This is a genomic window from Cellulomonas iranensis NBRC 101100 = JCM 18110 (assembly GCF_001552375.1).
GTDB lineage: Bacteria > Actinomycetota > Actinomycetes > Actinomycetales > Cellulomonadaceae > Cellulomonas > Cellulomonas iranensis.
Map to the genome: position 1 here is coordinate 1 of NZ_BCRB01000059.1, position 23,184 is coordinate 23,184.

At 73.7% G+C, this 23,184-nt stretch carries 16 protein-coding genes and 1 pseudogene; 10 read left to right on the forward strand and 7 right to left on the reverse strand.

From position 1 onward, the window contains the following. From CS2_RS12510 to CS2_RS12525, 4 genes and pseudogenes are all read right to left on the reverse strand, one after another. A pseudogene (locus tag CS2_RS12510) lies at positions 1-511 on the reverse strand (AAA family ATPase); the annotation flags it as partial. After that, on the reverse strand, positions 508-1,023 hold the full coding sequence (locus CS2_RS12515) for a hypothetical protein (RefSeq protein WP_070320242.1): 516 nt from the start codon (positions 1,021-1,023) through the stop codon (positions 508-510). The gene CS2_RS12515 and the pseudogene CS2_RS12510, both read right to left, overlap by 4 nt. Before the next feature lie 100 nt (positions 1,024-1,123). Beyond that, complete coding sequence (locus CS2_RS12520) at positions 1,124-2,341, reverse strand: toxic anion resistance protein (RefSeq protein ID WP_070320243.1); 1,218 nt, start codon at positions 2,339-2,341, stop codon at positions 1,124-1,126. Between the two features lie 660 nt (positions 2,342-3,001). After that, positions 3,002-4,003: a DUF2599 domain-containing protein gene (locus CS2_RS12525; protein ID WP_070320244.1), complete on the reverse strand. Its 1,002-nt coding sequence runs from the start codon at positions 4,001-4,003 to the stop codon at positions 3,002-3,004. 1,140 nt (positions 4,004-5,143) lie between these two features. Here CS2_RS12525 and CS2_RS12530 point away from each other — a divergent pair. The 5 genes from CS2_RS12530 to idi all read left to right on the forward strand — a co-directional run bounded on the left by CS2_RS12530 (position 5,144) and on the right by idi (position 10,476). Further along, on the forward strand, positions 5,144-7,726 hold the full coding sequence (locus CS2_RS12530; protein WP_070320245.1) for an ATP-dependent Clp protease ATP-binding subunit: 2,583 nt from the start codon (positions 5,144-5,146) through the stop codon (positions 7,724-7,726). A 105-nt stretch (positions 7,727-7,831) separates the two neighbouring features. Beyond that, the gene (locus CS2_RS12535) at positions 7,832-8,632 is read left to right on the forward strand and encodes a hypothetical protein (RefSeq protein ID WP_156442128.1); all 801 of its coding nucleotides are present in this window, start codon (positions 7,832-7,834) and stop codon (positions 8,630-8,632) included. 146 nt (positions 8,633-8,778) lie between these two features. Next, the gene (locus tag CS2_RS12540; protein WP_046529276.1) at positions 8,779-9,141 is read left to right on the forward strand and encodes an ArsR/SmtB family transcription factor; all 363 of its coding nucleotides are present in this window, start codon (positions 8,779-8,781) and stop codon (positions 9,139-9,141) included. Next, positions 9,138-9,857, forward strand: a complete 720-nt coding sequence (locus tag CS2_RS19070) for a hypothetical protein (protein ID WP_070320247.1) — start codon at positions 9,138-9,140, stop codon at positions 9,855-9,857. The genes CS2_RS12540 and CS2_RS19070 overlap by 4 nt, the downstream gene beginning before the upstream one ends. Positions 9,858-9,957: 100 nt before the next feature. Then, positions 9,958-10,476: an isopentenyl-diphosphate Delta-isomerase gene (idi, locus tag CS2_RS19075; protein WP_167748850.1), complete on the forward strand. Its 519-nt coding sequence runs from the start codon at positions 9,958-9,960 to the stop codon at positions 10,474-10,476. 154 nt (positions 10,477-10,630) lie between these two features. On the opposite strand, the gene CS2_RS12555 is transcribed toward idi, so the two are convergent. After that, on the reverse strand, positions 10,631-11,941 hold the full coding sequence (locus CS2_RS12555) for a hypothetical protein (RefSeq protein ID WP_070320248.1): 1,311 nt from the start codon (positions 11,939-11,941) through the stop codon (positions 10,631-10,633). A gap of 464 nt (positions 11,942-12,405) precedes the next feature. On the opposite strand from CS2_RS12555, the gene CS2_RS12560 reads away from it, so the two are divergent. The 5 genes from CS2_RS12560 (at position 12,406) to CS2_RS12580 (ending at position 18,515) form a co-directional block, all read left to right on the forward strand. Then, positions 12,406-13,515, forward strand: a complete 1,110-nt coding sequence (locus tag CS2_RS12560) for a LacI family DNA-binding transcriptional regulator (RefSeq protein WP_233421175.1) — start codon at positions 12,406-12,408, stop codon at positions 13,513-13,515. A 220-nt stretch (positions 13,516-13,735) separates the two neighbouring features. Then, positions 13,736-14,728, forward strand: a complete 993-nt coding sequence (locus CS2_RS12565) for an ABC transporter substrate-binding protein (RefSeq protein WP_082740196.1) — start codon at positions 13,736-13,738, stop codon at positions 14,726-14,728. A 78-nt stretch (positions 14,729-14,806) separates the two neighbouring features. Further along, entirely contained in the window at positions 14,807-16,345 is a 1,539-nt protein-coding gene (locus CS2_RS12570; protein ID WP_070320249.1) for a sugar ABC transporter ATP-binding protein, read from the forward strand. Continuing rightward, the gene (locus CS2_RS12575) at positions 16,342-17,469 is read left to right on the forward strand and encodes an ABC transporter permease (protein ID WP_082740197.1); all 1,128 of its coding nucleotides are present in this window, start codon (positions 16,342-16,344) and stop codon (positions 17,467-17,469) included. The genes CS2_RS12570 and CS2_RS12575 overlap by 4 nt, the downstream gene beginning before the upstream one ends. After that, complete coding sequence (locus CS2_RS12580) at positions 17,466-18,515, forward strand: ABC transporter permease subunit (RefSeq protein WP_082740198.1); 1,050 nt, start codon at positions 17,466-17,468, stop codon at positions 18,513-18,515. The genes CS2_RS12575 and CS2_RS12580 overlap by 4 nt, the downstream gene beginning before the upstream one ends. 507 nt (positions 18,516-19,022) lie before the next feature. Here CS2_RS12580 and CS2_RS12585 read toward each other — a convergent pair. Both CS2_RS12585 and CS2_RS12590 read right to left on the reverse strand, forming a co-directional pair. Then, positions 19,023-21,401, reverse strand: a complete 2,379-nt coding sequence (locus CS2_RS12585; RefSeq protein ID WP_070320250.1) for a YhgE/Pip domain-containing protein — start codon at positions 21,399-21,401, stop codon at positions 19,023-19,025. 20 nt (positions 21,402-21,421) lie between these two features. Then, positions 21,422-23,184: MMPL family transporter (locus tag CS2_RS12590; protein ID WP_156442130.1), on the reverse strand; the 1,763-nt coding region annotated here is incomplete at its 5' end.

Below are 23,184 nucleotides of genomic sequence, written 5' to 3' on the forward strand. Positions count from 1 at the left end.
AGCGACCCGGCCCCGCCGGGCTCGCGCCGACCGGTGCGGACGGCGACGAGGGGACCGGGCCGCCGGGCGCGGCGCCGGACGCCGGGGACGTCGACCCCGCCGGGGCCCCGACCGCGGCGCGCTGCACGGCCGCCGTCACCGACGCGGCCGCGACCACCTCGAGCGCGGGGCTGCCCAGGTCGCACGCGCTCGACACCAGCTGCGCGAGCGCCTCGGCGTACGCGACGGCGTGCGGCGACCCGCCCGCCACGAGCGCACCCAGCAGGTCGGTCGGTGCGTGCCGCCACCGGCGCGCCGACCCGGCCGCCGTGAAGAACGCCGTGAGGTCGTCCGCGTCGCGGTCCGTCGCGGCGAGCCACGCGGGCGCGGCACCGGGTGCGGACTCGGCGACCGCGGCGGCCAGGCGCTCGCCCTCGTCGCGCACCGCACCCGCGTCGAGGCCCGCCGCGGTGCCGGCCGCGACGAGCGCGTCCAGCGCCGCGGTGACGCCGCGCGTCGCCGGCGCTGTCACGACGCCCCCGCCCCGGGCACGTCGAGCGACGACTGCCCGAACTTCTCGGCGAGGAACTCGCCGTGCGCGACCAGCGCCTGCGCGTCGGCGCGGTACACCGCGTCGGAGATCTTCTCGAGCGTGACCGCGAGCAGGTCGAGCTGGTCGCACAGCACCATGAGCGACGTCCGCCCGCGCGACACCACGCGTCGGTCCGCGAAGTCGCGCGGCAGCCGCAGGTACCCGTCGACGGCCTCGGGCAGGTAGCTCGTCGCGGTCGCGACCACGGTGTACGCCTGCCGGTCCCCGACGCCGAACCGGTCGAGCCGCGGCACCATGTCCTCGACCGTGCCCGTGATGCGGTGCACGCGCGCGGTCACCGCGGCGGGCACGCGGCCCTCGATGCGCGCCTCGACGTCGCGCACGGCCGTCGCGATCTGCTCGGCCGTCGGCACGGGGTCCTCCTCGACCACCGCCGCGGGCGGGCGCGAGCGCCCGAGCAGACGCGCCACGAGGTCGCCCAGCGCGCTCATCGGCCGACCCCCGTCCCGCTCGTCGTGCTCATCCGTCCGCCCGCCGCCGTGACCGCTGCCGTGACCGTCGCCGGGCTCGCCCCCGTGCGCGCTCGTGCCGTCAGCGCAGGCCCAGGTCGAGCGAGCCGCTCGACGCGTCCGTGCCGTCCGAGCGCGACACCCGGTCCAGGTACTGCTTGGCCTTGGCGGTCTCGGTCTCCAGCACACCGACGGTCTGCGCCATCGAGTCCAGCGCCTGCACCTTGAACGTGTCGATCGAGTCCATCGCGGCGAACACGTCGGCGAACGACTGCTGCAGCTGCGGCAGCCCGATCGTCGCGCTCGCGGCCTGCTGCTGGATCGTCACCGACTGCTCGCGCAGCATCTTCGACGTCGACGCGATCATGTTCGACGTCGTGGTGTTGAGCGCCGAGATCTGGTCGAGCACGAGCTTCTGGTTGTTGAGGGCCTGCGCGACCAGCACCGCGGTGCGCAGGGCCGCGACGGTCGTGGTCGTCGCGCGGTCGACGCCCTTGATGAGCTCGACGTTGTTCTTGATGATGATGTCGATCGCGAGGTAGCCCTGGATCGACACCGCGAGCTGCGTGAGCAGGTCCTGGTGCTTCTGCCGCACGTAGAACAGCACGTCCTCGCGCAGCGCCCGCGCACGCTCGGGGTCGGTCGCCTCGGCCTGCGCGATCTTCGCGGAGAGCTGCGCGTCGAGCGCGCTCGCGACGTAGATGTACTGGTTGAGCCGGCCCATGGTGTCCCACAGGTGCTGCTTCTCGAGGTTGAGCGCCGCGTTGTCCTTGCGCAGCTCGTCCTGCCCCCGGTACAGCGCCTTGACGATCGCGTCGATCTGCTTCTGCGAGCTCTCGTAGCGGCGGAAGTAGTCGGTCAGCGAGTCGCCGAACGGCAGGAACCCGAGCAGCTTGCGCCCGACCGTCTTCTCCGACGGGTCGAGGTCCTCGACCGTGCGGCGCAGGTCCATGAGCGACTTGCCGACCTGCGACGTGCCCGACACGCCGCCCTCGCGCAGCTCGCGCACCGGCACCTGCAGCAGCCGGTTCGACGTGTCCGCCGCCTGGCGGATGTCGGTGTCGCCCATGAGGCGCACGTCGTCGCCCTTGGCGGCGAACTCCGGCGAGCCCGCCTGCACGGCGTCCAGGCCCGCGAGGTAGGCCGCGACCTTCGCGTCCAGGCCCGGCAGCGCGGCCGGGTCGACGCGCGGCGCCATCGCGGGCGCGTCGGTCGCCGCGACGGGCGCGACGGGTGCCGGCGCCTCGAGCGCGAACGCGGCCGCGGGGGCGGGCGGCTGCAGGGGGCTGGGCTCGCTCATGCTGGTCCTCCGGGAGCGCGGGCTGCGCGGCGCCGCCTGACGTGACGGTCCAGGTCAACGTACCGGACGGGGGTCCGGCGAGAACGAGAACGTCCGGGTGCTGAGGGCGGTTCCCCACCTTCAGCCACAGGCGCGCCACCGGGTCTGCGGCCGCCCCGACGTAAGGGACGCGCGCCCGCAGAAGCACGTCGTGTTGCTGCGGGAGGCCGAGGGTCGACCTCGAGGGCAGTCTCGTCGCCAGGTCGCTTGGTCGGCCGATGGTCTGGCCGCACCCGTTGGCGTGGTGCAGGCAACCCAGCTGTTGCGCTCACCGCGATGGCTGGCCCGGGTGGTCGTTGCGTGCGCGTCACCGGCGTCCTGTGCGGGCCGGTGACGGCGCTACCCGGCTTCGGGCTGCGCCGTCGTCAACGCCGCAGGACGCCCCGTCCCCCGCCTGAGGCCGGAAAGGTCAGTACCGCGCCCCCGGCGATCCCGGTCAATGCGACGGCGAGCCATGCCCCTGCGTCGACCGCCGCGTGGTCTTCCAGGACGGGGCACGCACCCGACGTCTCGTCGTCTGCACACACCGCCCATGGGCGCAGCAGCAGCAAGGTGGCTCCGACTGCCGAGACGATGAGGAGCAGCGCACCGATCGTGCGCCTGCGGACTCTTGTCGCGCCATCACAGTTCATTGGCGGTGGTCCAGTTGCAGCGATGCCTCGCGACGCCCCACACCCACGTCGTGGTGCGAGTCGGCCGGAACTTCTCAAGGTTCCACTCGCCAGTTGCAATGTTGTAGAAGCCGCCCCAGACATGGCACTCGTACTGCTGCCGCAAGGTTGCCTTCTCGTTTAGACGTGGCGCTTTGGCGGTCGCCTCTGCCCATCCTGACGAGAGCATGATCTCGATTCCCGCAGCGTTGGGGGCGTGTGTGACATTTCCCCACGTCGACTTCCACAGGTTAACACGCAACTGGCCGTTGTAGGTGTCCTGGGTGATCTTGCTAAACAAATCAATACCGAGCCAGGGGTCCGCGACCACGGGGTAGGCGGTGTGAGAGGACCGGTGCTCCACGATCTGGACGAGTGAGTTGTCGCGAATCTCGAAGTGGGTCGGGACTTCATCGCCGTTTGCGTCTCTTGCCCACGGCGGCGCCGCGCCGACGATCAATGAATCGTCCGCGTCGACATACCACACGGCCCCGTTGTCTAGCCGTTTGAACGACGCACCGTCAACGGGTGGGATGTCGAAGCTAAACTCTGTCGGTGACGTCGCGTCGTTCGCGGTGAAGACGACCTGAACAGATCCGTCCGCCTTTTCCACAGCGCCGAAGGTCGACGTGTCGCCGATGACGGCTACGTCCCCCGAGGGCAGCCGGTCGACCTGGGCACCTTCTCCTACGGGGAGGCCGACCGACAGGCCGGAAAAGGTGAGCTCTGCCGTCGTCATCGTCTCGTCAGCGTCGATCTCGACGTCACGGCGGCGATCCCCGGGCGCGAGGGTGTCCTCTGTGAACACCTCGGGGGCGACGGCGGCGACAGCGTCAACGAAATCGGCGACACCGCTCTTGCTCGCGCCTGCTCCTGGAGGTGCGACACCCGCGAATACCAGAAGGGCGGTCCCGCCTAGCGCGAGGCTCGTGCGAAAAAATGGCATAATATCGCCCCCCTGATTGACGATCACACCGTCAGATTCCAATACGAAACATAACGTTAGCAGCATCGCGCAGTCTCCCGAGTCACTCGAAAGGGTGAGGTGCGAGACTGCCACCGCCGTCTCCGTGACTCCCGGTAGGGGCGGGCTCCCGTGGTGACGCGGGTCGAGGGCTGCGCAGCGCCCGATCAATCCGACGATTCGCGGTTCGCAGTGGAGCTCGGCCCGTTGATAGGTGTTCACGTGGTGTTCTCCATGATGGCGGTGACGGTGACGAAGCCGTGGTGGCCGTGTTCGTCGCGGAAGTCGCGAAAGTCGCGGGGGTGTGCCTGGTGCTCTTGATTGTGGTGATCGCGACTTCGGCGTGGGCGTGGGCGTGGGTGACGCCGCTGACGAGCGGGCCTCGCTGGTCGGCCGCCAAGATTCCAGGGCCGGGACGAGCGGCTCGGTCCATGTGTCGCGACGACCTTCGCGACCCCGCGCAGCGTGTGCATGCCGTCCGCTGCAGCCATCAGCGAGATCGTGGACGGGAGCGTCCGGAGCTGTCCCTGACGGGCTACGCCTGCTCGAGAGGTCGGGTCGGGTCGTCCAGGCGCTGCAGCGACGGTCGTGGGCCTCGCGGGCGTGGCCGGTCGGACGGTCGTCACGATCTGGTTGGCGCACGGGATGAGGTGGAACGCGTCGACCGATGACTGCCGCCGTCGGTAGGTGGAGTGGTGATCTCCTCGCAAGGGCCGCGGGCGTGTCGGGCGCGATGACCTCGGCCCGGTGGCGTCAGGCGGCGTCGTCCTTGGTACGCCGGGTCGCAGCACGGCCCCGGTCGCGCCGGTCGACCATCCTGAGCACGGCGAGGGTGTCCGATCGGCGCGCGCGGTCGTCCACGACTCGATCCGCCGCACGCCGCTCCCGGCTCGCCGAACCATCTCGCTGAACCATCTCGCCGACTGGCACCGGTGCCGGGAGAAGGGGGCGCGGGGGTGCTCGTCGAGCGGGCGGCACGCGACCGCGACGACCACCGGCAGGTGAGGCGCCCTCACCTCTCCGCCTGCGGCGAACACGGGACGTCGTGGGGGTACCCCGCCGTTAGCATCGAAACACGCCGCTCTGTCGGCTCCGTGCGCACCACCGACGCACGGCGCAGCCGGGGCACGCCGCTCGTGAGGAGTGCACATGTTCGAGAGATTCACGGACCGAGCCCGTCGCGTGGTCGTCCTCGCCCAGGAAGAGGCGCGGATGCTCAACCACAACTACATCGGCACCGAGCACATCCTCCTGGGCCTGATCCACGAGGGTGAGGGTGTCGCGGCCAAGGCCCTGGAGTCGCTCGGCATCTCCCTGGAGGCGGTCCGCGCCCAGGTGCAGGAGATCATCGGCGAGGGCCAGCAGGCGCCGAGCGGGCACATCCCGTTCACGCCGCGCGCCAAGAAGGTGCTGGAGCTGTCGCTGCGCGAGGCGCTGCAGCTCGGCCACAACTACATCGGCACCGAGCACATCCTGCTCGGGCTCATCCGCGAGGGCGAGGGCGTCGCCGCCCAGGTCCTCAACAAGCTCGGCGCCGACCTCAACCGCGTGCGCCAGCAGGTCATCCAGCTCGTCTCGGGCTACCAGGGCAAGGAGCCGGTCGCCTCGGGCGGCCCGGCGGAGGGCCAGCCGTCCGGCTCGGCCGTGCTCGACCAGTTCGGCCGCAACCTCACGCAGGCGGCCCGCGACGGCAAGCTCGACCCGGTCATCGGGCGCGAGAAGGAGATCGAGCGGGTCATGCAGGTGCTGTCCCGCCGCACCAAGAACAACCCGGTGCTGATCGGTGAGCCCGGCGTCGGCAAGACCGCCGTCGTCGAGGGCCTCGCGCAGGACATCGTCCGCGGCGACGTCCCCGAGACGCTCAAGGACAAGCAGCTCTACACGCTCGACCTCGGCGCGCTGGTCGCCGGCTCGCGCTACCGCGGCGACTTCGAGGAGCGCCTGAAGAAGGTCCTCAAGGAGATCCGCACGCGCGGCGACATCATCCTGTTCATCGACGAGATCCACACGCTCGTCGGTGCGGGCGCCGCCGAGGGCGCGATCGACGCCGCGTCGATCCTCAAGCCCATGCTCGCGCGCGGCGAGCTGCAGACCATCGGCGCGACCACGCTCGACGAGTACCGCAAGTACGTCGAGAAGGACCCGGCCCTGGAGCGGCGCTTCCAGCCGATCCAGGTCTCCGAGCCGAACCTGCAGCACGCGATCGAGATCCTCAAGGGTCTGCGCGACCGCTACGAGGCGCACCACCGCGTGTCCATCACGGACTCCGCGCTCGTCGCCGCGGCCACGCTCGCCGACCGGTACGTCAACGACCGGTTCCTGCCGGACAAGGCGATCGACCTGGTCGACGAGGCCGGTGCGCGCCTGCGGATCCGCCGCATGACGGCCCCGCCGGAGCTGCGCGAGCTCGACGAGCAGATCGCCGAGACGCGTCGCGACAAGGAGTCCGCGATCGACGAGCAGGACTTCGAGAAGGCCGCGCGCCTGCGCGACGAGGAGAAGCAGCTCGGGCTCAAGCGCGCCGAGAAGGAGAAGGCCTGGAAGAACGGCGACCTGGACGCCGTCGCCGAGGTCGACGAGGAGCTCATCGCCGAGGTGCTGGCCAACGCCACGGGCATCCCGGTGTTCAAGCTCACCGAGGAGGAGTCCAGCCGGCTGCTCCACATGGAGGAGAACCTGCACAAGCGGGTCGTCGGCCAGGACGCCGCCATTAAGGCGCTGTCGCAGGCCATCCGCCGCACGCGCGCGGGCCTCAAGGACCCCAAGCGCCCCGGTGGGTCGTTCATCTTCGCGGGCCCCACGGGCGTCGGGAAGACCGAGCTGGCCAAGGCGCTCGCCGAGTTCCTCTTCGGGGACGAGGACGCGCTCATCCAGCTCGACATGTCGGAGTTCTCCGAGAAGCACACCGTCTCGCGGCTCTTCGGCTCGCCCCCCGGGTACGTCGGGTACGACGAGGGTGGACAGCTCACCGAGAAGGTGCGCCGCCGGCCGTTCTCCGTCGTGCTGTTCGACGAGGTCGAGAAGGCCCACGCGGACATCTTCAACTCGCTGCTGCAGATCCTCGAGGACGGTCGACTGACCGACTCGCAGGGCCGCGTGGTCGACTTCAAGAACACCGTCATCATCATGACCACGAACCTCGGCACGCGGGACATCGCCAAGGGCGTCATGACCGGCTTCCAGGCCGGCGGCGACCTGTCGACGTCGTACGAGCGCATGAAGGCCAAGGTCAACGACGAGCTCAAGACGCACTTCCGTCCCGAGTTCCTCAACCGCGTCGACGACGTGGTGGTCTTCCCGCAGCTCTCGCAGCCCGAGATCTTCGCGATCGTCGACCTGATGATCGCCAAGCTCGACAAGCGTCTGCGCGACAAGGACATGGGCATCGAGCTCACGCCCGCCGCGAAGAAGCTGCTGTCCGAGAAGGGCTACGACCCGGTGCTCGGCGCCCGGCCGCTGCGCCGCGCGATCCAGCGGGAGATCGAGGACACGCTGTCCGAGAAGATCCTGTTCGGCGAGCTCAAGGGCGGCGAGCTGGTGGTCGTCGACGCCGAGGGCGAGGGCCTGCTCGGGGAGTTCACGTTCCGTGGCGTGCCGCGCGGCACGCAGGAGAAGGAGCCGGTCGCCGTGGGTGCGTCGTCCGGCACGCCGGGCTCCGGCACCGACGTCCCGCCCGCCCCGTCCTCGGGTGCGCGCAGCGGCGACGCCGGCACGGGTCTCGCCCCCGCCTGACCCACCCCGCACCACCGACGGCCCCGGTCCCCTCGCGCGAGGGGACCGGGGCCGTCGTCGTGCGTCTGCGCGCAAGCACGGGCGGTGCCGCGACAGAGTCGGGGCATGAGGACACGACGGGCAGCGTGGACGGTGGTCGGTCGGCTGGTCGGCGGCGTGGTGCTGCTGGGCGGGTGCGCCGGGGCTGCGCCGCCGGGCGGGGAGCCGCCGGGCGGAGAGATGGGGCGCGGGGGCGCCGCCGAGGTAGTCGACGCCGCCGACTGCGCCGTGCAGGAGGTGGTGGTGGCGCTCGGTGCCGGCGACGGCGAGGGGCTGCCCGCGGCGCCGCGTGCCGGTGCGGTCCCGCGCGGGTTCGAGCCGGTGGCCGCGGTGGAGTGCCGGCTCGCGGCCCTGGCGCTCGTCCCGGGGCCGGCGCCGGAGCTGGTCCCCGAGCTCGGCGCGCCGGCCGTGCCCGGGGACGGTGACGTCGGGCCGGCCGTGCCCGGGGGTGGCGACGACGGGCCGGCCGTGCCCGGGGACGCGGCGGGGGCACGGGTGCCGCCCGGGAGCACGGTCGAGGCGCCGGCACTGCCCGGGGTGGTCGAGGGCGCCCCCGCGGCGCCCGGACCGTCGGCGACCGAGCTGCCGGAGCCGACGTCGCCGGGCGTCCGCATCGACGCGGTCCGCCTCGAGGGAGACCTCGGCCCGCTGCTCGCGCAGCTGCGCCGACCCGACGTCGCAGCGCGTCCGGACCAGGCGTGCATGGCGATGTTCCAGGCCGTCCCCGTGCTGTACCTGGTCGACGCCGACGGCCGCGCGGTCCGCGTCACGTGGCCGACCGACGCGTGCGGCTTCCTGCGTGAGGGCGCGATCGAGTCCGTCGCGACGCTGACGGAGGTCGACCGCGACGAGCTCACCCTGCCCTGATCGTGCGAGCCGCCCCGGCGTCGACGGACAGCTCCACGGACCACGGACAAGTGCGTGCCGCTGTCCGTCGGGACGACGAGTCGTCCGTCGGTGCCGTGACCGCCGAACAGCCTGACGCGGCGGGGTCAGGGCAGTACTATTTCGGTGTGACGCGAAATAACGAAGGGCGGGCGGGCGGCGTGTTCGACGCGCTCGCGCACCCGACGCGTCGCGAGATCCTGCGGTACCTGCGCACGCGCGACTACGTGCGGGCCGGGGCGCTCGGCGACGCGCTCGGCGTCGTGCCGTCGACGCTCTCCGGGCACCTGCGGGTGCTGCGCGACGCCGGACTCGTCGAGTCCCGGCGTCGCGGCACCGAGATCCAGTACCGCGTGCAGCTCACGCTGCTCGACGAGGCGATCCTCCTGCTGCAGGGTCTTCGGTCCGGCACCCACGACCCGGCAGGCCCGGCCGCCGATGCCGCACCCACCGACGCCGCACCCACCGCACCGCCCGAGGAGGCGCCATGACCAGCACGTCAGGTGAGCCCGCACCACCCGTCTGGTCGTGGCACGGTCCGGGCGCCGCCATCACGGCCGCGGCCGTCCTCGCGATGGTCGTCGCGTCGATGCTCGCGTGGCCCGACATGGCGGCCGAGGTCGTCACGCGCGAGGCCGCGGGCCGGCACGGCGCGAGCGTCGTCCCGCGCGGGGTCAGTGCGGTCCTGCTGCCCGCGACCGCTTCGCTGCTCGCCGCCCTGTTCGCGCTCGGGCCGTGGGTCGAGCACCACCTCGGCTCGCTCACGCCGGCGCTGCAGGAGCGGTCGCCCGAGCGGGTGCGTCGCGTGCTCGGGTGGACGTCCGCAGGGCTCTCCGTCGTCCTGCTCGTCGTGCACCTCGGCGTGCTGTCCCTCTACACGGGGCACGACTTCCGCTGGGAGCAGGCCGTCGGCGCCGCCGTCGGCGTCCTGCTCGTCGTGCTGGGCGGCGTGCTGCCGCTCGCCGCCCCCGGCGGCCGCTTCTCCTCGCGCCGTGCGGAGGCGTTCCGGGCCGCGCAGGGCCCGGCCTACCGCGACGCGGGCGTCGTCGTCGCGATCACCGGGGTGGCCACGGTGGTGTGCGCGTTCGCGGCACCCGCCGCGGCCGTCGTGGTCGCGGTCGGGGGTGTCCTGTTCGGGTTCGGCCTCGTCGCGGTCCGCGCCGCGCTCGCCGCGGTGCGCTCTCCCGGCGGCCGCACGGGCGCCTGACCCGCCGGTCCGACTTGCACCTCTCCCGCGGAACGGGGACGGTGGCGCCGGGCCGCACAGCGCGGCGACCCGCCGCGGCGGGTGGACGAAGGTGGTGCCGGTGGCGGAGACGGACCTGGTCGAGCTGGTCGACGAGCACGGCACGGCCGGCGGGCGGACGACCGTCGCGGAGGCGCACGCCGCGCCGGGTCGGCTGCACCGCGCGTTCTCGGTGCTCGTGACGCGACCCGACGGCGCGCTGCTGCTGCAGCGTCGCGCGCACGCCAAGGTGCGGTTCGGCGGGCTGTGGACCAACTCCTGCTGCGGGCACCCCGCGCCCGGCTCCGACCTGCTGACCAGCGCGACCACGCGCGTCCGCGACGAGCTGGGCGTCGACCTGGTCGACGCGCACGAGGTCGGCACGTTCGTGTACCGCGCACCCGACGCCGGGTCGGGCCACGTCGAGTGGGAGCACGACCACGTGGTGGTCGGGCGCGTCGAGGGCGAGCTGGCGCCCGACCCCGACGAGGTCGTCGAGACCGCGTGGGTCACGCCCGCGCAGGCCCGGGCCCTGGTCGACGCGGGTGAGGTCACGCCGTGGTTCGCCGACGTCCTGCGGGTCGCCGCCGCGGCGTCCTGACCACGCGTCGTCGGCATCCGCACGGATCGCCGCGCCGAGTGCGGTAGATCCCCGCCGAGTGCGCCACTCGTTCCACCCGCGCTCGGTGGCGAAGTACCGCGCTCGACGGTGAGGGCCGTGCCCGGCGGTAGCGAGGCCGCGGGGCGGTCGGGCGTCAGGCGGGCGGGGCGGCGACCGTCCACCACGTCGACGCGTCGGGCGTGAACGTCGTCGTCGGACCCGCGCGGCTGCCGGCGAGCAGGGCACCCGTCGCGGCGTGAACCAGCCGGACGCGGGAGCCCTCGCGCCACGCGCCACCTCCGTCGACGACGACGGTCCAGCGCGCGATCGCGCCCTCGACGCGGTCGGCGACCTCGTCGCCGGGCATGGGTGCGTGCCCGGCGCGGCCGTCGAGTGCGTCGGTGCCGTCGTCTCGCCGTGCGTCTGCGTCGTCTCGCCGCTGGGCGTCCGGGTCGTCGTCTCGCCGCCGTGCGTCCGCGTCGTCTCCCCGCCGTGCGTCTGCGTCGTCGTCCTGGCCCGTGAGCGCGGGCTCCGCGTCGACGACGGTCAGGTGCTGGCCGTCCTCGGCCGTGGCCGCACCCGCCCGCGACGCCGCGGAGACCGGCGGGGCCGTGAGCAGGTGCCCGGCGGCACCGTCGACGGGCGGGGCCACGCGGAGGTGCACCGCGTCGCCGTCGGTGAGCGCCCGCGCCGCGCCGACCGCGAGCGTGGGCACCCACGACGAGCCGGTCGAGGCGGCCATCGCGAGGGCGGGCCGGTCGCCGTCGACGACGAGCAGCAGCCCCGTCGCGACGTGCACGAGCCCGACCGGCGCCCCCGCCCGCACGGCCGCACGCGGACGGCGCGAGGCGCTCGGCAGCGGCGGCGGCGTGCGCGGTGCGTACGCGTGCCGGAAGAACCCGCGCCACAGCCGGCCGTTGCTCGCGCGCCACCCGTCGGGCGTCTCGACGAGCGTCACGGCGCGACCCGGCGAGTTCGGGTCGTGGAGGGTCAGCGTGACCGCGTCGCCGTCGCGCGCGAAGCCCGTCGCGACGACCTGGTGGTTGTCGCCCGCGCGCAGCAGCGACCGCGCCACGACCATCCCCAGCACGACCGGCCGCCCCTGCGCGAGCGACCGCAGCACGCCGCGCAGCTCGCGGCGCGTGCGCGTGCGGACGCCCGCGAGCGGGCCGAGGTCCGCGTCCGGCAGCACGGACCACGTGAGGAAGCGCAGCGCCGACGGCGTGCGGAACGAGTCGAGCTGCCGCCGCGCGAGGTGGTCCGCGACCACGTGCCCGTCCGGCGGGACCCGGTCCGGCGCGAACAGGTGGGGGCCCCACGCGGGCACGTCGCGCCCGGCGAGCGCGTGGTCGAGCACCGAGTACGCCATGCCGCCGCAGCGTCCCGCCGTCGCGACCCGCGTGCCGGTCGGCAGCGTCGCGAGCACGTTGACGAACCCGTTGGCGAACGCGTACCCGTCGACCACGTCGTCACCTCCCGACCGCACCCGCCCACCCTGCCACCGGGGGTGGGCGTCGGCGCGACGTGGCGCGGGCCGGGAGCGCCGGCACGCCACGGCCGTGCGTCCGCACCTCGGGGTGACGACCTGGCCGGGCGGCGCGTGACACGTGTCGGCACCGGGGCGCCCAGCCGGAGGTGAGCCCGTCGGTCCGTCGGCTGTCGGTCCGGCGGCTCGTCGGTCGGCGTGCTCGACGGCCGGTCGGCAGGACGGTGCCCCGGCCCGTCGGCTACCGGGCGCCGACAGCCGTGTCACCCGCTGCCCCGGCCGCGGGTGAAGCAGAGCCTGGTCGGGCCCGTCACGGTGGCCGCGCGAGCCCCACGGGCGCCGCGCGGTCTACTGTGCACTGACGCGTACACCCGGCGTGCGCGTCTGCCTGGTTTCGGAGGTGGCCCGGTGCGCGGTGCTCGTGCGCTCCCCGGAGGTGCGGCGTGAGCGCGCGCCCCCGGCCCCCTGCCATCACCGACGTCGCGACCGCGGCGGGGGTGTCGTACCAGACCGTCTCGCGCGTCATCAACGACCACCCGAACGTCGCGACCGAGACGCGCGAGCGCGTGCTCGACGCGATGCAGCGGCTCGGGTACCGCCGCAACATCGCCGCGCGGTCGCTCAAGACGCGGCGCTCGGGCGTGTTCGGCGTCGTGTCGTCGGGCTCGCACCTGTTCGGGCCGACGCGCACGCTGCTCGCGATCGAGCAGGCGGCGCGGTCGAAGGGCCTCTTCGTGTCGCTCGCGACCGTCGACCTGCAGCACAAGGACGAGGTCGCCGCCGCGATCGAGCACCTGCTGGACCAGGGTGTCGACGGCATCGTCGTCGTCGCGTCGCACGACCAGGCGGCGGCCGCGGTGCTCGAGGCGCGCGCCGACGTGCCGGTGGTCGTCGCGGGGCGCGTGGGGCCCGAGCACACGCTCGCGGTCGCGATCGACCAGGAGGCGGGGGCGAAGGTCGCGACGCAGCACCTGCTGGACCTGGGGCACCGCGACGTGCTGCACCTGGCGGGCCCGGCGCCGTGGGTCGACGCGCGCGCCCGTGCGGTGGGGTTCCGCGAGACCATGGCCGCGGCCGGGCTCGCGCCGCGCACGCTGTGGGCCGACGACTGGAGCGCCGAGGTCGGGTACCTCGCCGGGCGCGAGCTCGTGGACCGCGTGCGGCGGCTGCGCACGACGCTGCCGACGGCGGTTTTCGCCGCGAACGACCTGCTCGCGCTGGGCATGATCCACGCGCTGGCCGACGCGCGCGTGCGCGTGCCGGACGACGTGTCGGTGGTCGGGTACGACGACGGGGACGGGTCGGCGCACTTCGTGCCGCCGTTGACGACGGTCGCGCAGGAGCTCGACGAGCTGGGGTACCGGTGCGTCGAGCTGCTGCTCGCGGCGCGCGACGGCGTGGCGACGTCGACGGCGGTCGCGGTGTCGCCGCGGCTGCTGGTGCGCGAGAGCACGGCCCCGCCGCGCGACCCCGCGCGCGTGGTGCTGCCGCCCGTGCGCGGCGCGGTGGCCGTCACGGCGCCCGAGCCGGCGCAGCGCGGTGCCGACGGCTGATCGGCGCAGGTCAGGACGGTCGTCCGACCCGGACCTCCATGTGATCGCTCACATCCCATGACCCGTGCGGGTGTCCAGCGCCGTGGCCTGCGACGACACCCGTGACCGAAACGCAACACGAACGCGTTGACGGAACCTGTTGAGAACGTTCACACTCGTCCCGTCACACACCCGGACGGGCCGTCGACGACGACGGCCACGCTGCTCGAGGAGGAGCTGCATGAAGGGCAACACGCGTACGCGCACCGCGATCGCCGGTGCCGTCTCGGCGATCACGATCCTGGCCCTCGCCGCCTGCGGCGGCGGCGACACCGGCGCCGGCGGCGACTCCGGCAGCTCGGGGGGCAGCTCGGGCGACACCATCCGCGTCGGCTTCTCGCAGCTCGGCGCCGAGTCGGGCTGGCGCACCGCCAACACCGAGTCCGTCAAGGCCAGCCTCACGAAGGACGCGGGCTTCGACCTCACGTTCGTCGACGCGCAGCAGAAGCAGGAGAACCAGATCAAGGCGCTGCGCGACTTCGTCGCGCAGGACGTCGACGTCATCGCGTTCTCCCCGGTCATCGAGACCGGCTGGGACGAGGTCCTGCAGGAGATCAAGGACTCCGGCATCCCGGTCGTGCTCGTCGACCGCACGGTCGACACGACCGTCGACGACCCGTACGTCACGTGGATCGGCGCCGACTTCAAGCAGGAGGGCACCACCGCCGGCGAGTGGGTCAAGGAGAACGCGCCCGACGCCAAGATCTTCGAGCTCCAGGGCACGCTCGGCTCGGGCGCGCAGGTCGACCGCGAGGCCGGCTTCGGCGAGGTCGTCGGCGACCAGATCATCGGCAAGGCGTCCGGCAACTTCACGCGCGCCGAGGGCAAGACGGCCGTCGAGGCGGCCCTGCAGGCCTACCCCGACATGACGATGATCTTCACGCACAACGACGACATGGGCCTCGGCGCCATCGAGGCCATCGAGGCCGCGGGCAAGGTCCCCGGCAAGGACATCCAGATCGTGTCCGTCGACGGCGTCCGGGACGGCCTGCAGGCCCTCGTGGACAAGAAGTTCAACTACGTGGTCGAGTGCAACCCCGTGTTCGGGGACCAGCTCGCCGACCTCATCAAGAAGGTCGCCGACGGCGAGGACGTGCCGAAGGAGACCATCGTGATCGACAAGGCGTTCGACCAGACGATCACGCAGGCCGACGTGGACGCCCGCGCCTACTGACGCCCGCAGCACCGGCCCGGGCGGGGGACACCACCCGCCCGGGCCGGGCCCGTGCAGGCCCGCGCAGGAAGGACACCGATGTCCGCAGCACCCCCCGCACCCGTCGTGCAGATGACCGGGATCTCGATCGCGTTCCCCGGCGTCAAGGCGCTCGACGACGTCGCGTTCCGGCTCTTCCCGGGCGAGGTCCACGCCCTCATGGGCGAGAACGGCGCCGGCAAGTCGACGCTCATCAAGGCGCTCACGGGCGTCTACCAGATCGACTCCGGGCGCATCGAGGTCGACGGCCACGAGGTCCGCCTCGACGGCCCGAGCCAGGCGCAGGCCGCCGGGATCTCCACGGTCTACCAGGAGGTCAACCTCTGCGCGAACCTCACGGTGGCCGAGAACGTCATGCTCGGCCACGAGGTGCGCCACGGGCCGTTCATCGACTGGCGCGCGACGCGCCGCAAGGCCGCCGAGTACCTGCGCCGCCTGCACCTCGACGTCGACCCGCGCTCGATGCTGTCGTCGCACACCATCGCGGTGCAGCAGCTGTGCGCGATCGCGCGCGCGCTCGTCGTCGACGCCAAGGTGCTCGTGCTCGACGAGCCCACGTCGAGCCTCGACAACGCCGAGGTCGCCGAGCTGTTCCGCGTCGTGCGCAGCCTCAAGGACGACGGCGTCGCGGTGCTGTTCGTCTCGCACTTCCTCGACCAGATCTACGAGATCTCCGACCGCATCACGGTGCTGCGCAACGGGCGCCTCGTCGGCGAGCACAGGGTGGCCGACCTGCCGCGCCGCGACCTCATCGCCGCGATGATCGGCAAGTCGGGCGACGCGCTCGCCGGCATCGAGGAGAAGGCGCGCTCGACCATCACGATCCACTCCGACCGCGAGACGCCGTTCCTCACGGCCGTCGGCCTGGGCAAGAACGGCTCGGTGCAGCCGTTCGACGTCGACCTGTACGCGGGCGAGATCCTCGGCGTCGCGGGCCTGCTCGGGTCCGGCCGCACCGAGCTCGCGCGGCTGCTGTCCGGCGCCGACCGCCCCGACACGGGCGACGTGCGCGTGCAGAGCGCCCTGACCCGGCTGACGTCGCCGCTCGCGGCGCTCGCACGCGGCATCGCGTACTCGACCGAGGACCGCAAGAAGGAGGGCATCGTCGGGGACCTCACGGTCCGCGAGAACATCGCGCTGGCGATGCAGGCCCGCCGCGGCACGTGGCGGCGCATCCCGCGGCGCCAGCTCGACGACGTCGTCGCCCGGTACATCACCGCGCTGCAGATCAGCCCGCCCCACCCGAACGCGCTCATCCGCAACCTGTCGGGCGGCAACCAGCAGAAGGTGCTGCTCGCGCGGTGGCTGGCCACGGCGCCGCGCCTGCTGATCCTCGACGAGCCGACGCGCGGCATCGACGTCGGCGCGAAGGCCGAGATCCAGAAGCTCGTCACCGAGCTCGCGCAGGACGGCATGTCCGTCGTCTTCATCTCCTCCGAGCTCGAGGAGGTGCTGCGGCTCAGCCAGCGGCTCGTCGTCATGCGGGACCGTCAGAAGGTCGACGAGCTCGTCAACGCCGACGACGTCACGACCGCCACCATCCTCGAGACGATCGCCGAGAGCGGAGCACGCGCATGAGCCCGACCACGGCCCCCGGCCAGCGCGCCGCCGGACCCGCCCGCGGGTCGCGCGGCGCCGACGTCTGGCGCGAGGTCACCCACCACGGCCTGTTCTGGCCCCTGCTCGCGCTCGTGCTGCTGATCCTCGCGTGCGGCGTCGCGAGCCCGGGGTTCCTCGACGTCACGGTCCGCGACGGCCACCTGTTCGGCCAGCTCGTCGACCTCATGCGCAACAGCGCGACGCCGCTGCTGCTCGCGCTCGGCATGTGCCTCGTCATCGCGACGGGCGGCATCGACCTGTCCGTGGGCGCGGTCATGGCGATCGCGCTCGCGGTGTCGCTCACCTACCTCGACAACGCCGCCGACCCGTCGGCGCCCGGCACCGTGCTGACCGCGGTGCTGCTGGGGCTCGCGGTCGGCGGCCTGGGCGGGATGTTCAACGGCGCGATGGTCGCCGGGCTCGGCATCCAACCGTTCATCGCGACGATGATCCTCATGGTCGCCGGGCGTGGTATCGCGATGCTCATCACGCAGGGGCAGATCACGACCGTCACGAGCCCGCCGTTCAAGTCCATCGGGTCCGGGTTCGTGCTCGGCGTCCCGACGCCCGTCGTCATCGCGGTCGTCACGTTCGTGCTGGTCGTGCTGCTGGTGCGGCGCACCGCGCTGGGCATGTTCCTCGAGTCGATCGGCATCAACCGCGAGGCCAGCCGCCTCGCGGGCGTCCGCTCGCGGCGCACCACGTGGACCGTCTACGTCATCGCGGGCGTGCTCGCGGGCCTCGCGGGCCTCGTGTACGGCGCACCGACCATGGCGGCCGACGCCAACAACATCGGCCTCATGAAGGAGCTCGACGCGATCATGGTCGTCGTGCTCGGCGGCACCAAGCTCGACGGCGGCCGGTTCTACCTCGGCGGGCTGCTGGTCGGCGCGATGCTGCTCAGCACGCTCGAGCGGGCCGTCATCATCTTCCAGCTGCCGTCGCAGACCACGCCGCTGTTCAAGGCGATCGTGCTCATCGCGGTCTGCGTCGCGGCGTCGCCGACGCTGCGCGCGATGCTGCGCGGGCGACGACGCGCCGACCGGTCGGACGCCCCGGCCGCCCCCGTCGAGACGACCCCCGCCCAGGAGGTGACGGCATGAGCACCGACGAGATGGTCCGCACCGACCGGCCCGCCGGCACGGTCGTGCGCCGCGCGCGCCGCGCGCTGAGCGGGTTCGACCGCCGGTTCCTGCCCGTGCTCGGCACGGTCCTCACGCTCGCGATCATGCTGGGCGTGGGGCAGGAGCGGTACTCCACCGAGCGCGTCGACTTCATCAGCATGAAGCTGCTGTCGAACCTGCTCGTCGACAACTCCTACCTGCTGGTGCTCGCCGTCGGCATGACGTTCGTGATCCTCACCGGCGGCATCGACCTGTCCGTCGGTGCGGTCGTCGCGCTGGTCGGGCTGTCGATCGCGGAGATGTTCACCGCGGGGCTGCCGCTCGTGGTCGTGCTGCCCGTGGCCGTGCTCATCGGCACGGCGTGCGGCCTGCTCATCGGCGTCATGGTGCAGGTGTTCGACATCCAACCGTTCATCGCGTCGCTCGCGGTCATGTTCCTCGCGCGCGGCCTCGCGAACGTCATCAGCGTCAACTCCCTCAAGATCGACGACGCCGAGTTCTCCGGCCTGGCCGCGTGGAGCCTGAAGTTCGGCGAGGGGCGCGAGCTGTGGCGCATCAACGCGAGCATCCTCGTGGCGCTCGCGGTGCTGTTCATCGCGTTCCTCGTGCTGCACTACACGCGCTTCGGCCGGTCGGTGTACGGCCTGGGCGCGGGCGACGGGGGCGCGGCGGTCAACCTCATGGGCCTGCGCCCCGCGCGCACGCGCGTGTGGGTCTACGTCATCTCCGGCACGTGCGCCGGCATCGCCGGCGTGCTGTTCGCGCTCTACACGAAGTCCGGGTTCAACCTCACGGGCATCGGCATGGAGCTCGACGCGATCGCGGCCGTCGTCATCGGCGGGACGCTGCTGTCGGGCGGCGTCGGGTTCGTGCTCGGCACGGGAGCGGGCGTGCTCGTCTACGGGCTCATCCAGGTGCTCATCGCGCGCGAGGGCCTCGACTCGTGGTGGACCCGCGTGTTCATCGGCGTCGTGCTGCTCGCGTTCGTCGTGCTGCAGCGCGTGCTGGCGGTCCGGCGCCGCTGAGAGGCCGCGCCCGGACGTGCGACGCGCCGGCACCCCGCGGGGGTGCCGGCGCGTCGTGCTTCGGGCGTGTCGTGCCGTGAGCGTGTCGTGCTGTGGGCCGTCGCGCCATGCGCCGTCGTGCTGTGAGGCTGCCGGCCGTCGTGCCGCGAACCGGGACGGCGGCGGGGCGCCACCGTCCCGGCCGGTGGGACGAGCGGTCGACGACACCGGGCGGAGTGCGTCCGGTGCCGGGGGGAGACGACATCGGCCCGGTCTCGTCGTGGCCACGTCTCACGGGGCGGTCGCGTCACCGGGGAGGCGGGCGGCGGGGAGGTCAGCCCACGGGTCGGATGCGCGGCGGCGTGGACCTGGATCGGCCGCGCGGGCGACGGGTCTGGACGTGCGGCGGCTGCGCGACGGGCGACGGGTCTGGACGTGCGGCGGCTGCGCGACGGGCATCAGGGCCCGGACGTGCGACGGGTCGGCACCCCGTGCGGGGTGCCGACCCGTCGCGATCCGTCGTCAGGCTCAGGCGTACGCGGCGACCACCCGGGCGCCCGACGCGCTGCGGGCGCGGGCCACCGCGGCCGTGCTCGCCAGCACGCTGCCGACCGCCCACAGCGCGAGCGCCACGACCGCACCCGCGACCGACGCGCTCGACTCGCCGAGCGCGCCGCCCAGCGCGTCGGCGACCGCACCGACCGGCAGCCAGCCCACCGACGTCGCGACCCAGGACGGGACGGTCGCCGCGAGACCCGCGACGAGGAACCCGAACCCGGCCACCAGCGCGATGCCGCGCCCCACCGTGCCGAACCACGCGGCGAGCGCCTGGTGGAACGCCGCGAGCGCGACGGCGGCGAGGCCGCCGAGCCCGGCGAGCGCGAGCGTCCGCCCGACCCCCTGACCCGTGATCGCCCCCGCCAGCGCACCGGTCGCGACGCCCGCGACCAGCGCGACCGCGGCCGGGACGCCGAGCGCGCTCAGCGCCAGCGCGAGCGCCGGGCGCGTCGAGCCGGCGGCGCGCGCCGGCAGCGGCCGGAACGCGAGGAACAGCACGAGCGCACCGACCCACAGCGCGACCGCGACGAGGGTCGAGACGCGACCCAGCGGCGCCGTGACCGTCGAGGACGGTGCCGCGACGGGGGCCGTCACGACCTGCGCGAGGGTCGCGCGCTCGTCCTCGGGGGTCGTCGGCAGCTGGTCGACCGCCTGCGTGAGGCCCGAGCCGAGCGTCGCCGACCCGTCGGCGAGCTGCCCCGCCCCCGCGTCGGTCTGCCGCACGCCGTCGGCGAGCTGCGCGCTGCCGTCGGCGAGCTGGTCGGCGCCGCCGCCGAGCTGCGCGACACCCGCCGCGAGCTGCGACGTGCCGCCCTGCAGCTGCGACGCCCCCGACGCGAGACCGGACGCGCCGGACGCGAGGCCGGACGTGCCGGTCGCGAGCTGGTCCAGGCCGCCCGCGAGCTGGTCGGCACCGGTGGCGAGCCGGCGCGCACCGCCGTCGAGCTTCGCGGCGCCGTCGGCGAGCTGGCGCAGGCCCGCGACCAGGCCGGGGTTCTGCGGCGTGCCGTCACCCTGGACCGCGAGCTGTGCCCCGTCGGCCACCCGGTCGGCGCCCGCGACGAGCGGGGCCAGCTCCGGCAGGAGCGAGGGGATGACCGCGACCGCGCCCTGCGCGGCGACCAGCTGCTGCTCGAGCTGCGCCCGCTGCGCGAGGAGGTCCGAGCACGGAGGCGTCGTCGCGTCGGGCGCGCACCCGAGGTCGGCGATGAGCCCGTCGACCTGGTCGAGCCCCGCCTGGAGCTGCGGCAGGCCCGCCCGGGCGTCGGCGAGGTTCTTCTCGAGCCCCGCCACGAGCGCGGCCGTGCCGTCGGCGACACCGCGCGTGCCCGCGGACAGCGCGGGGAGCCCCTGAGCGGGGTCGCCGGCGCCGGCCGAGGTCTGCGCGAGCCCCGCGGCGAGCTGCCCGGTCCCGGTCGTGAGGTCCTGCGCACCCTGGGCGAGCTCTCGCGCCCCGGCCGCTGACTGCCCGGCGCCGTCGGCGAGCTGCGCCGCGCCGCCCGCGAGCTGGCGCGCGCCGCCCGCGAGCTGTGCGGTCCCGCCGACCAGCTGGTTCGCACCGCTGCCGAGCTGGTGCACGCCGTCGGCGAGCTGCGTCGCGCCGCCCGCGAGACCGTCGGCGCCCGTCGCGAGCTGCCCCGTGCCGTCGGCGAGCTGCCGCGTGCCGTCAGCGAGCTGCGTCGCGCCGTCGGCGGCCTGGCCGAGCTGGTCCTTGAGCGTCGAGAACCCGACGAGCACGTTCTCGACGTACGTCGTGGTGAGCTGCTCGCCGAGCACGCGCGTCGCGGCGGTCGCGACCGCGTTGGCGACGACCTGGTCGACGGCGGTCGCCGAGTCGGGCGTCGTGACCTGGACCGTCGCCTGCTGCGGCGTCGACGCGGGCGTGCCCGTCTCGATGCCGGCCGCCGCGGCCTGCGGTGCCTCGCCCTGCGCGTCCGTGCCCGTGGCACCGGCCGTGGCGTCGTCCGTACCGGCCTCGGCCGACCCGCCGCCCACGGCCGCGGTGAACGACGTCGCCGCGGACGAGAAGTTCTCGGGGATCGTCACGGCCGCGGCGTACGTGCCGTCGGCGAGGCCGGCGGTCGCGTCGTCCTCGTCGGTGACGACCCAGTCGAAGTTCGCGCTCACGTCGTCGCCCGAGGTGAGGGCGCTCGCGAGCTGACGACCCAGCGGCGTGTACTGCCCCTGGACCGTGACCGGCTGGTCGAGGTTGACGACGGCGGCCTTGACGCGCGGCAGCGCGTCGGCCGGGGCCCACGCGGCCGCGAGCAGCAGCACGACGAGCGCGAGCGGCGCGGCGATCGCGACGACCACGGCCGGCCAGCGGCGGGCGGGGGAGGTGCGGGTCATGACAGGTCCTTCCTGCGCGCTCATCCGAGGGCGCCGGCGGAGGGCGCGAGCGTGGTCACGGGGGTGCCGTCGGGCAGCAGGTCGTCGGCGGGCTGCGGGCCGACCGTGCCGAGCACGAGGGTCGTGCCGCCGGCCGCCGCGTCGGCCAGCAGCGCGGCGACGCGACGTCGTTCGCGCACGTCGGTGACGACGTCGGTGCGGTCGACCGCGAGCACCGTCGGGCCCTCGGCGACGGCGGCGGCGAGCGCGTCGACGCCCTCGGTGCGCAGGTCGACGTACCCCGCGCGGCGGCGGACCGCCGCGGCGCGGACCGGCAGCAGGTAGCCCGCGACCTTGAGGTCGCCCGCCGCTGGCTCGAGCCGCCCGGTGACGGTGAGCAGCAGCGCGGCCAGGCGCGCCGGGTCCTCGGCGTGCACGACGAGCGCGTCGCCGCGCCGCACGTCGAGCTGCACGAGGTCGGCACCGTCGGCCACGGCCAGGCGCAGGTCGCGCGCCGCGACGACCACGTCGTCCGACCCGGGCCACGCGCGCATGGTGATCTCGCGGTGCAGCGACTCGCCCTCGACGTCGAACGACGGCAGCGCGCGGTCGAGGCTCTTCGGCATCCACCAGGCCTTGTCGCCGAGCAGCTGCAGCACGGCGGGCACGAGGGTCATGCGGACGACGAACGCGTCGACCGCCACTCCGACCGCGAGCCCGAGCGCGATGGGCTTGATGTTGATGTCGCCCTCGGGGACGAACGCGAAGAAGACGGCGACCATGATGACGGCGGCCGCGGTGACGACCTTGGCCGAGCTGACGAAGCCCGTCGCGATCGACGCGCGCGCCTTGCCGGAGTGCACGTAGTCCTCGCGGATGCGGGACACGAGGAAGACCTCGTAGTCCATCGCGAGGCCGAACAGCACGCCCATGAGCACGATCGGCATGAACGAGATGACGGGGCCGAGCCGCGACACGTGCAGCAGGTCGGCGCCGACGCCGTGCTCGAACACGCTCGTGACGACGCCGAACGCGACCGCGACGGACAGCAGGTAGCCGACCGTGGCCTTGAGGGGCACCGCGACCGAGCGGAACACCATCGTCAGCAGCACGAGCGACAGCCCGACCACGAAGACCGCGAACGGCAGCAGGGCCGCGCCGAGCTTGGCCGAGACGTCGATGCCGACGGCCGTGAAGCCGGTGACCGCGAGGTCGAACCCGTACTTCTCCTTGATCTCGGGCCGCAGGTCGCGGATCGCGTTGACCAGGTCGGCGGTCTTCGGGTCCGTCGGCCCCGTGGTGGGGACGACCTGCACGATGCCGGTGTCGATCGACGCGTTGGGCGTCGCGAGCGGCACGTCCTGCACGCCGGGGAGCGCGCGCAGCTCGTCGGCGACGTCCTGCATGAGCTGCAGCGGGTCGTCGCTCGTGACGATGCTGCCGGTGACGACGAGCGGGCCGTTGGCGCCGGGGCCGAAGTGCTCCGAGATGCGGTCGTACGTGACGCGCTGCGAGGACCCGGTGGGCTGCACGCCCGCGTCGGGGAGCGCGAGGCGCAGGTCGAGCGCGGGGAACGCCAGCGCGGCCATGGCGCCGACGGTCACGACGACGGTGATCCACGGCTTGGCGGTCGCGAGCCGCACCCAGCCGGCGAAGAACCGGTTGTGCTGCGCGGGCAGGTCCCACTCGTCGTCGCCGTGCGGGGCGGGGTCGGAGGCGTCGGCGGGGGTGGCGGCGGGTGCCGCGTCGCGCCCGGCTGCGGGCTGGACGGCTGCGGGCCGGGCGGCCGCGTGGCGGCGCGCGC

Coding starts and splice junctions, on each gene's coding strand:
- CS2_RS12515 (WP_070320242.1), bottom strand. CDS start 1,023: ATGAGCGCGCTGGGCGACCTCGTGGCGCGTCTGCTCGGGCGCTCGCGC.
- CS2_RS12520 (WP_070320243.1), bottom strand. CDS start 2,341: ATGAGCGAGCCCAGCCCCCTGCAGCCGCCCGCCCCCGCGGCCGCGTTC.
- CS2_RS12530 (WP_070320245.1), top strand. CDS start 5,144: ATGTTCGAGAGATTCACGGACCGAGCCCGTCGCGTGGTCGTCCTCGCC.
- CS2_RS12535 (WP_156442128.1), top strand. CDS start 7,832: ATGAGGACACGACGGGCAGCGTGGACGGTGGTCGGTCGGCTGGTCGGC.
- CS2_RS19070 (WP_070320247.1), top strand. CDS start 9,138: ATGACCAGCACGTCAGGTGAGCCCGCACCACCCGTCTGGTCGTGGCAC.
- CS2_RS12565 (WP_082740196.1), top strand. CDS start 13,736: ATGAAGGGCAACACGCGTACGCGCACCGCGATCGCCGGTGCCGTCTCG.
- CS2_RS12570 (WP_070320249.1), top strand. CDS start 14,807: ATGTCCGCAGCACCCCCCGCACCCGTCGTGCAGATGACCGGGATCTCG.
- CS2_RS12575 (WP_082740197.1), top strand. CDS start 16,342: ATGAGCCCGACCACGGCCCCCGGCCAGCGCGCCGCCGGACCCGCCCGC.
- CS2_RS12580 (WP_082740198.1), top strand. CDS start 17,466: ATGAGCACCGACGAGATGGTCCGCACCGACCGGCCCGCCGGCACGGTC.
- CS2_RS12585 (WP_070320250.1), bottom strand. CDS start 21,401: ATGACCCGCACCTCCCCCGCCCGCCGCTGGCCGGCCGTGGTCGTCGCG.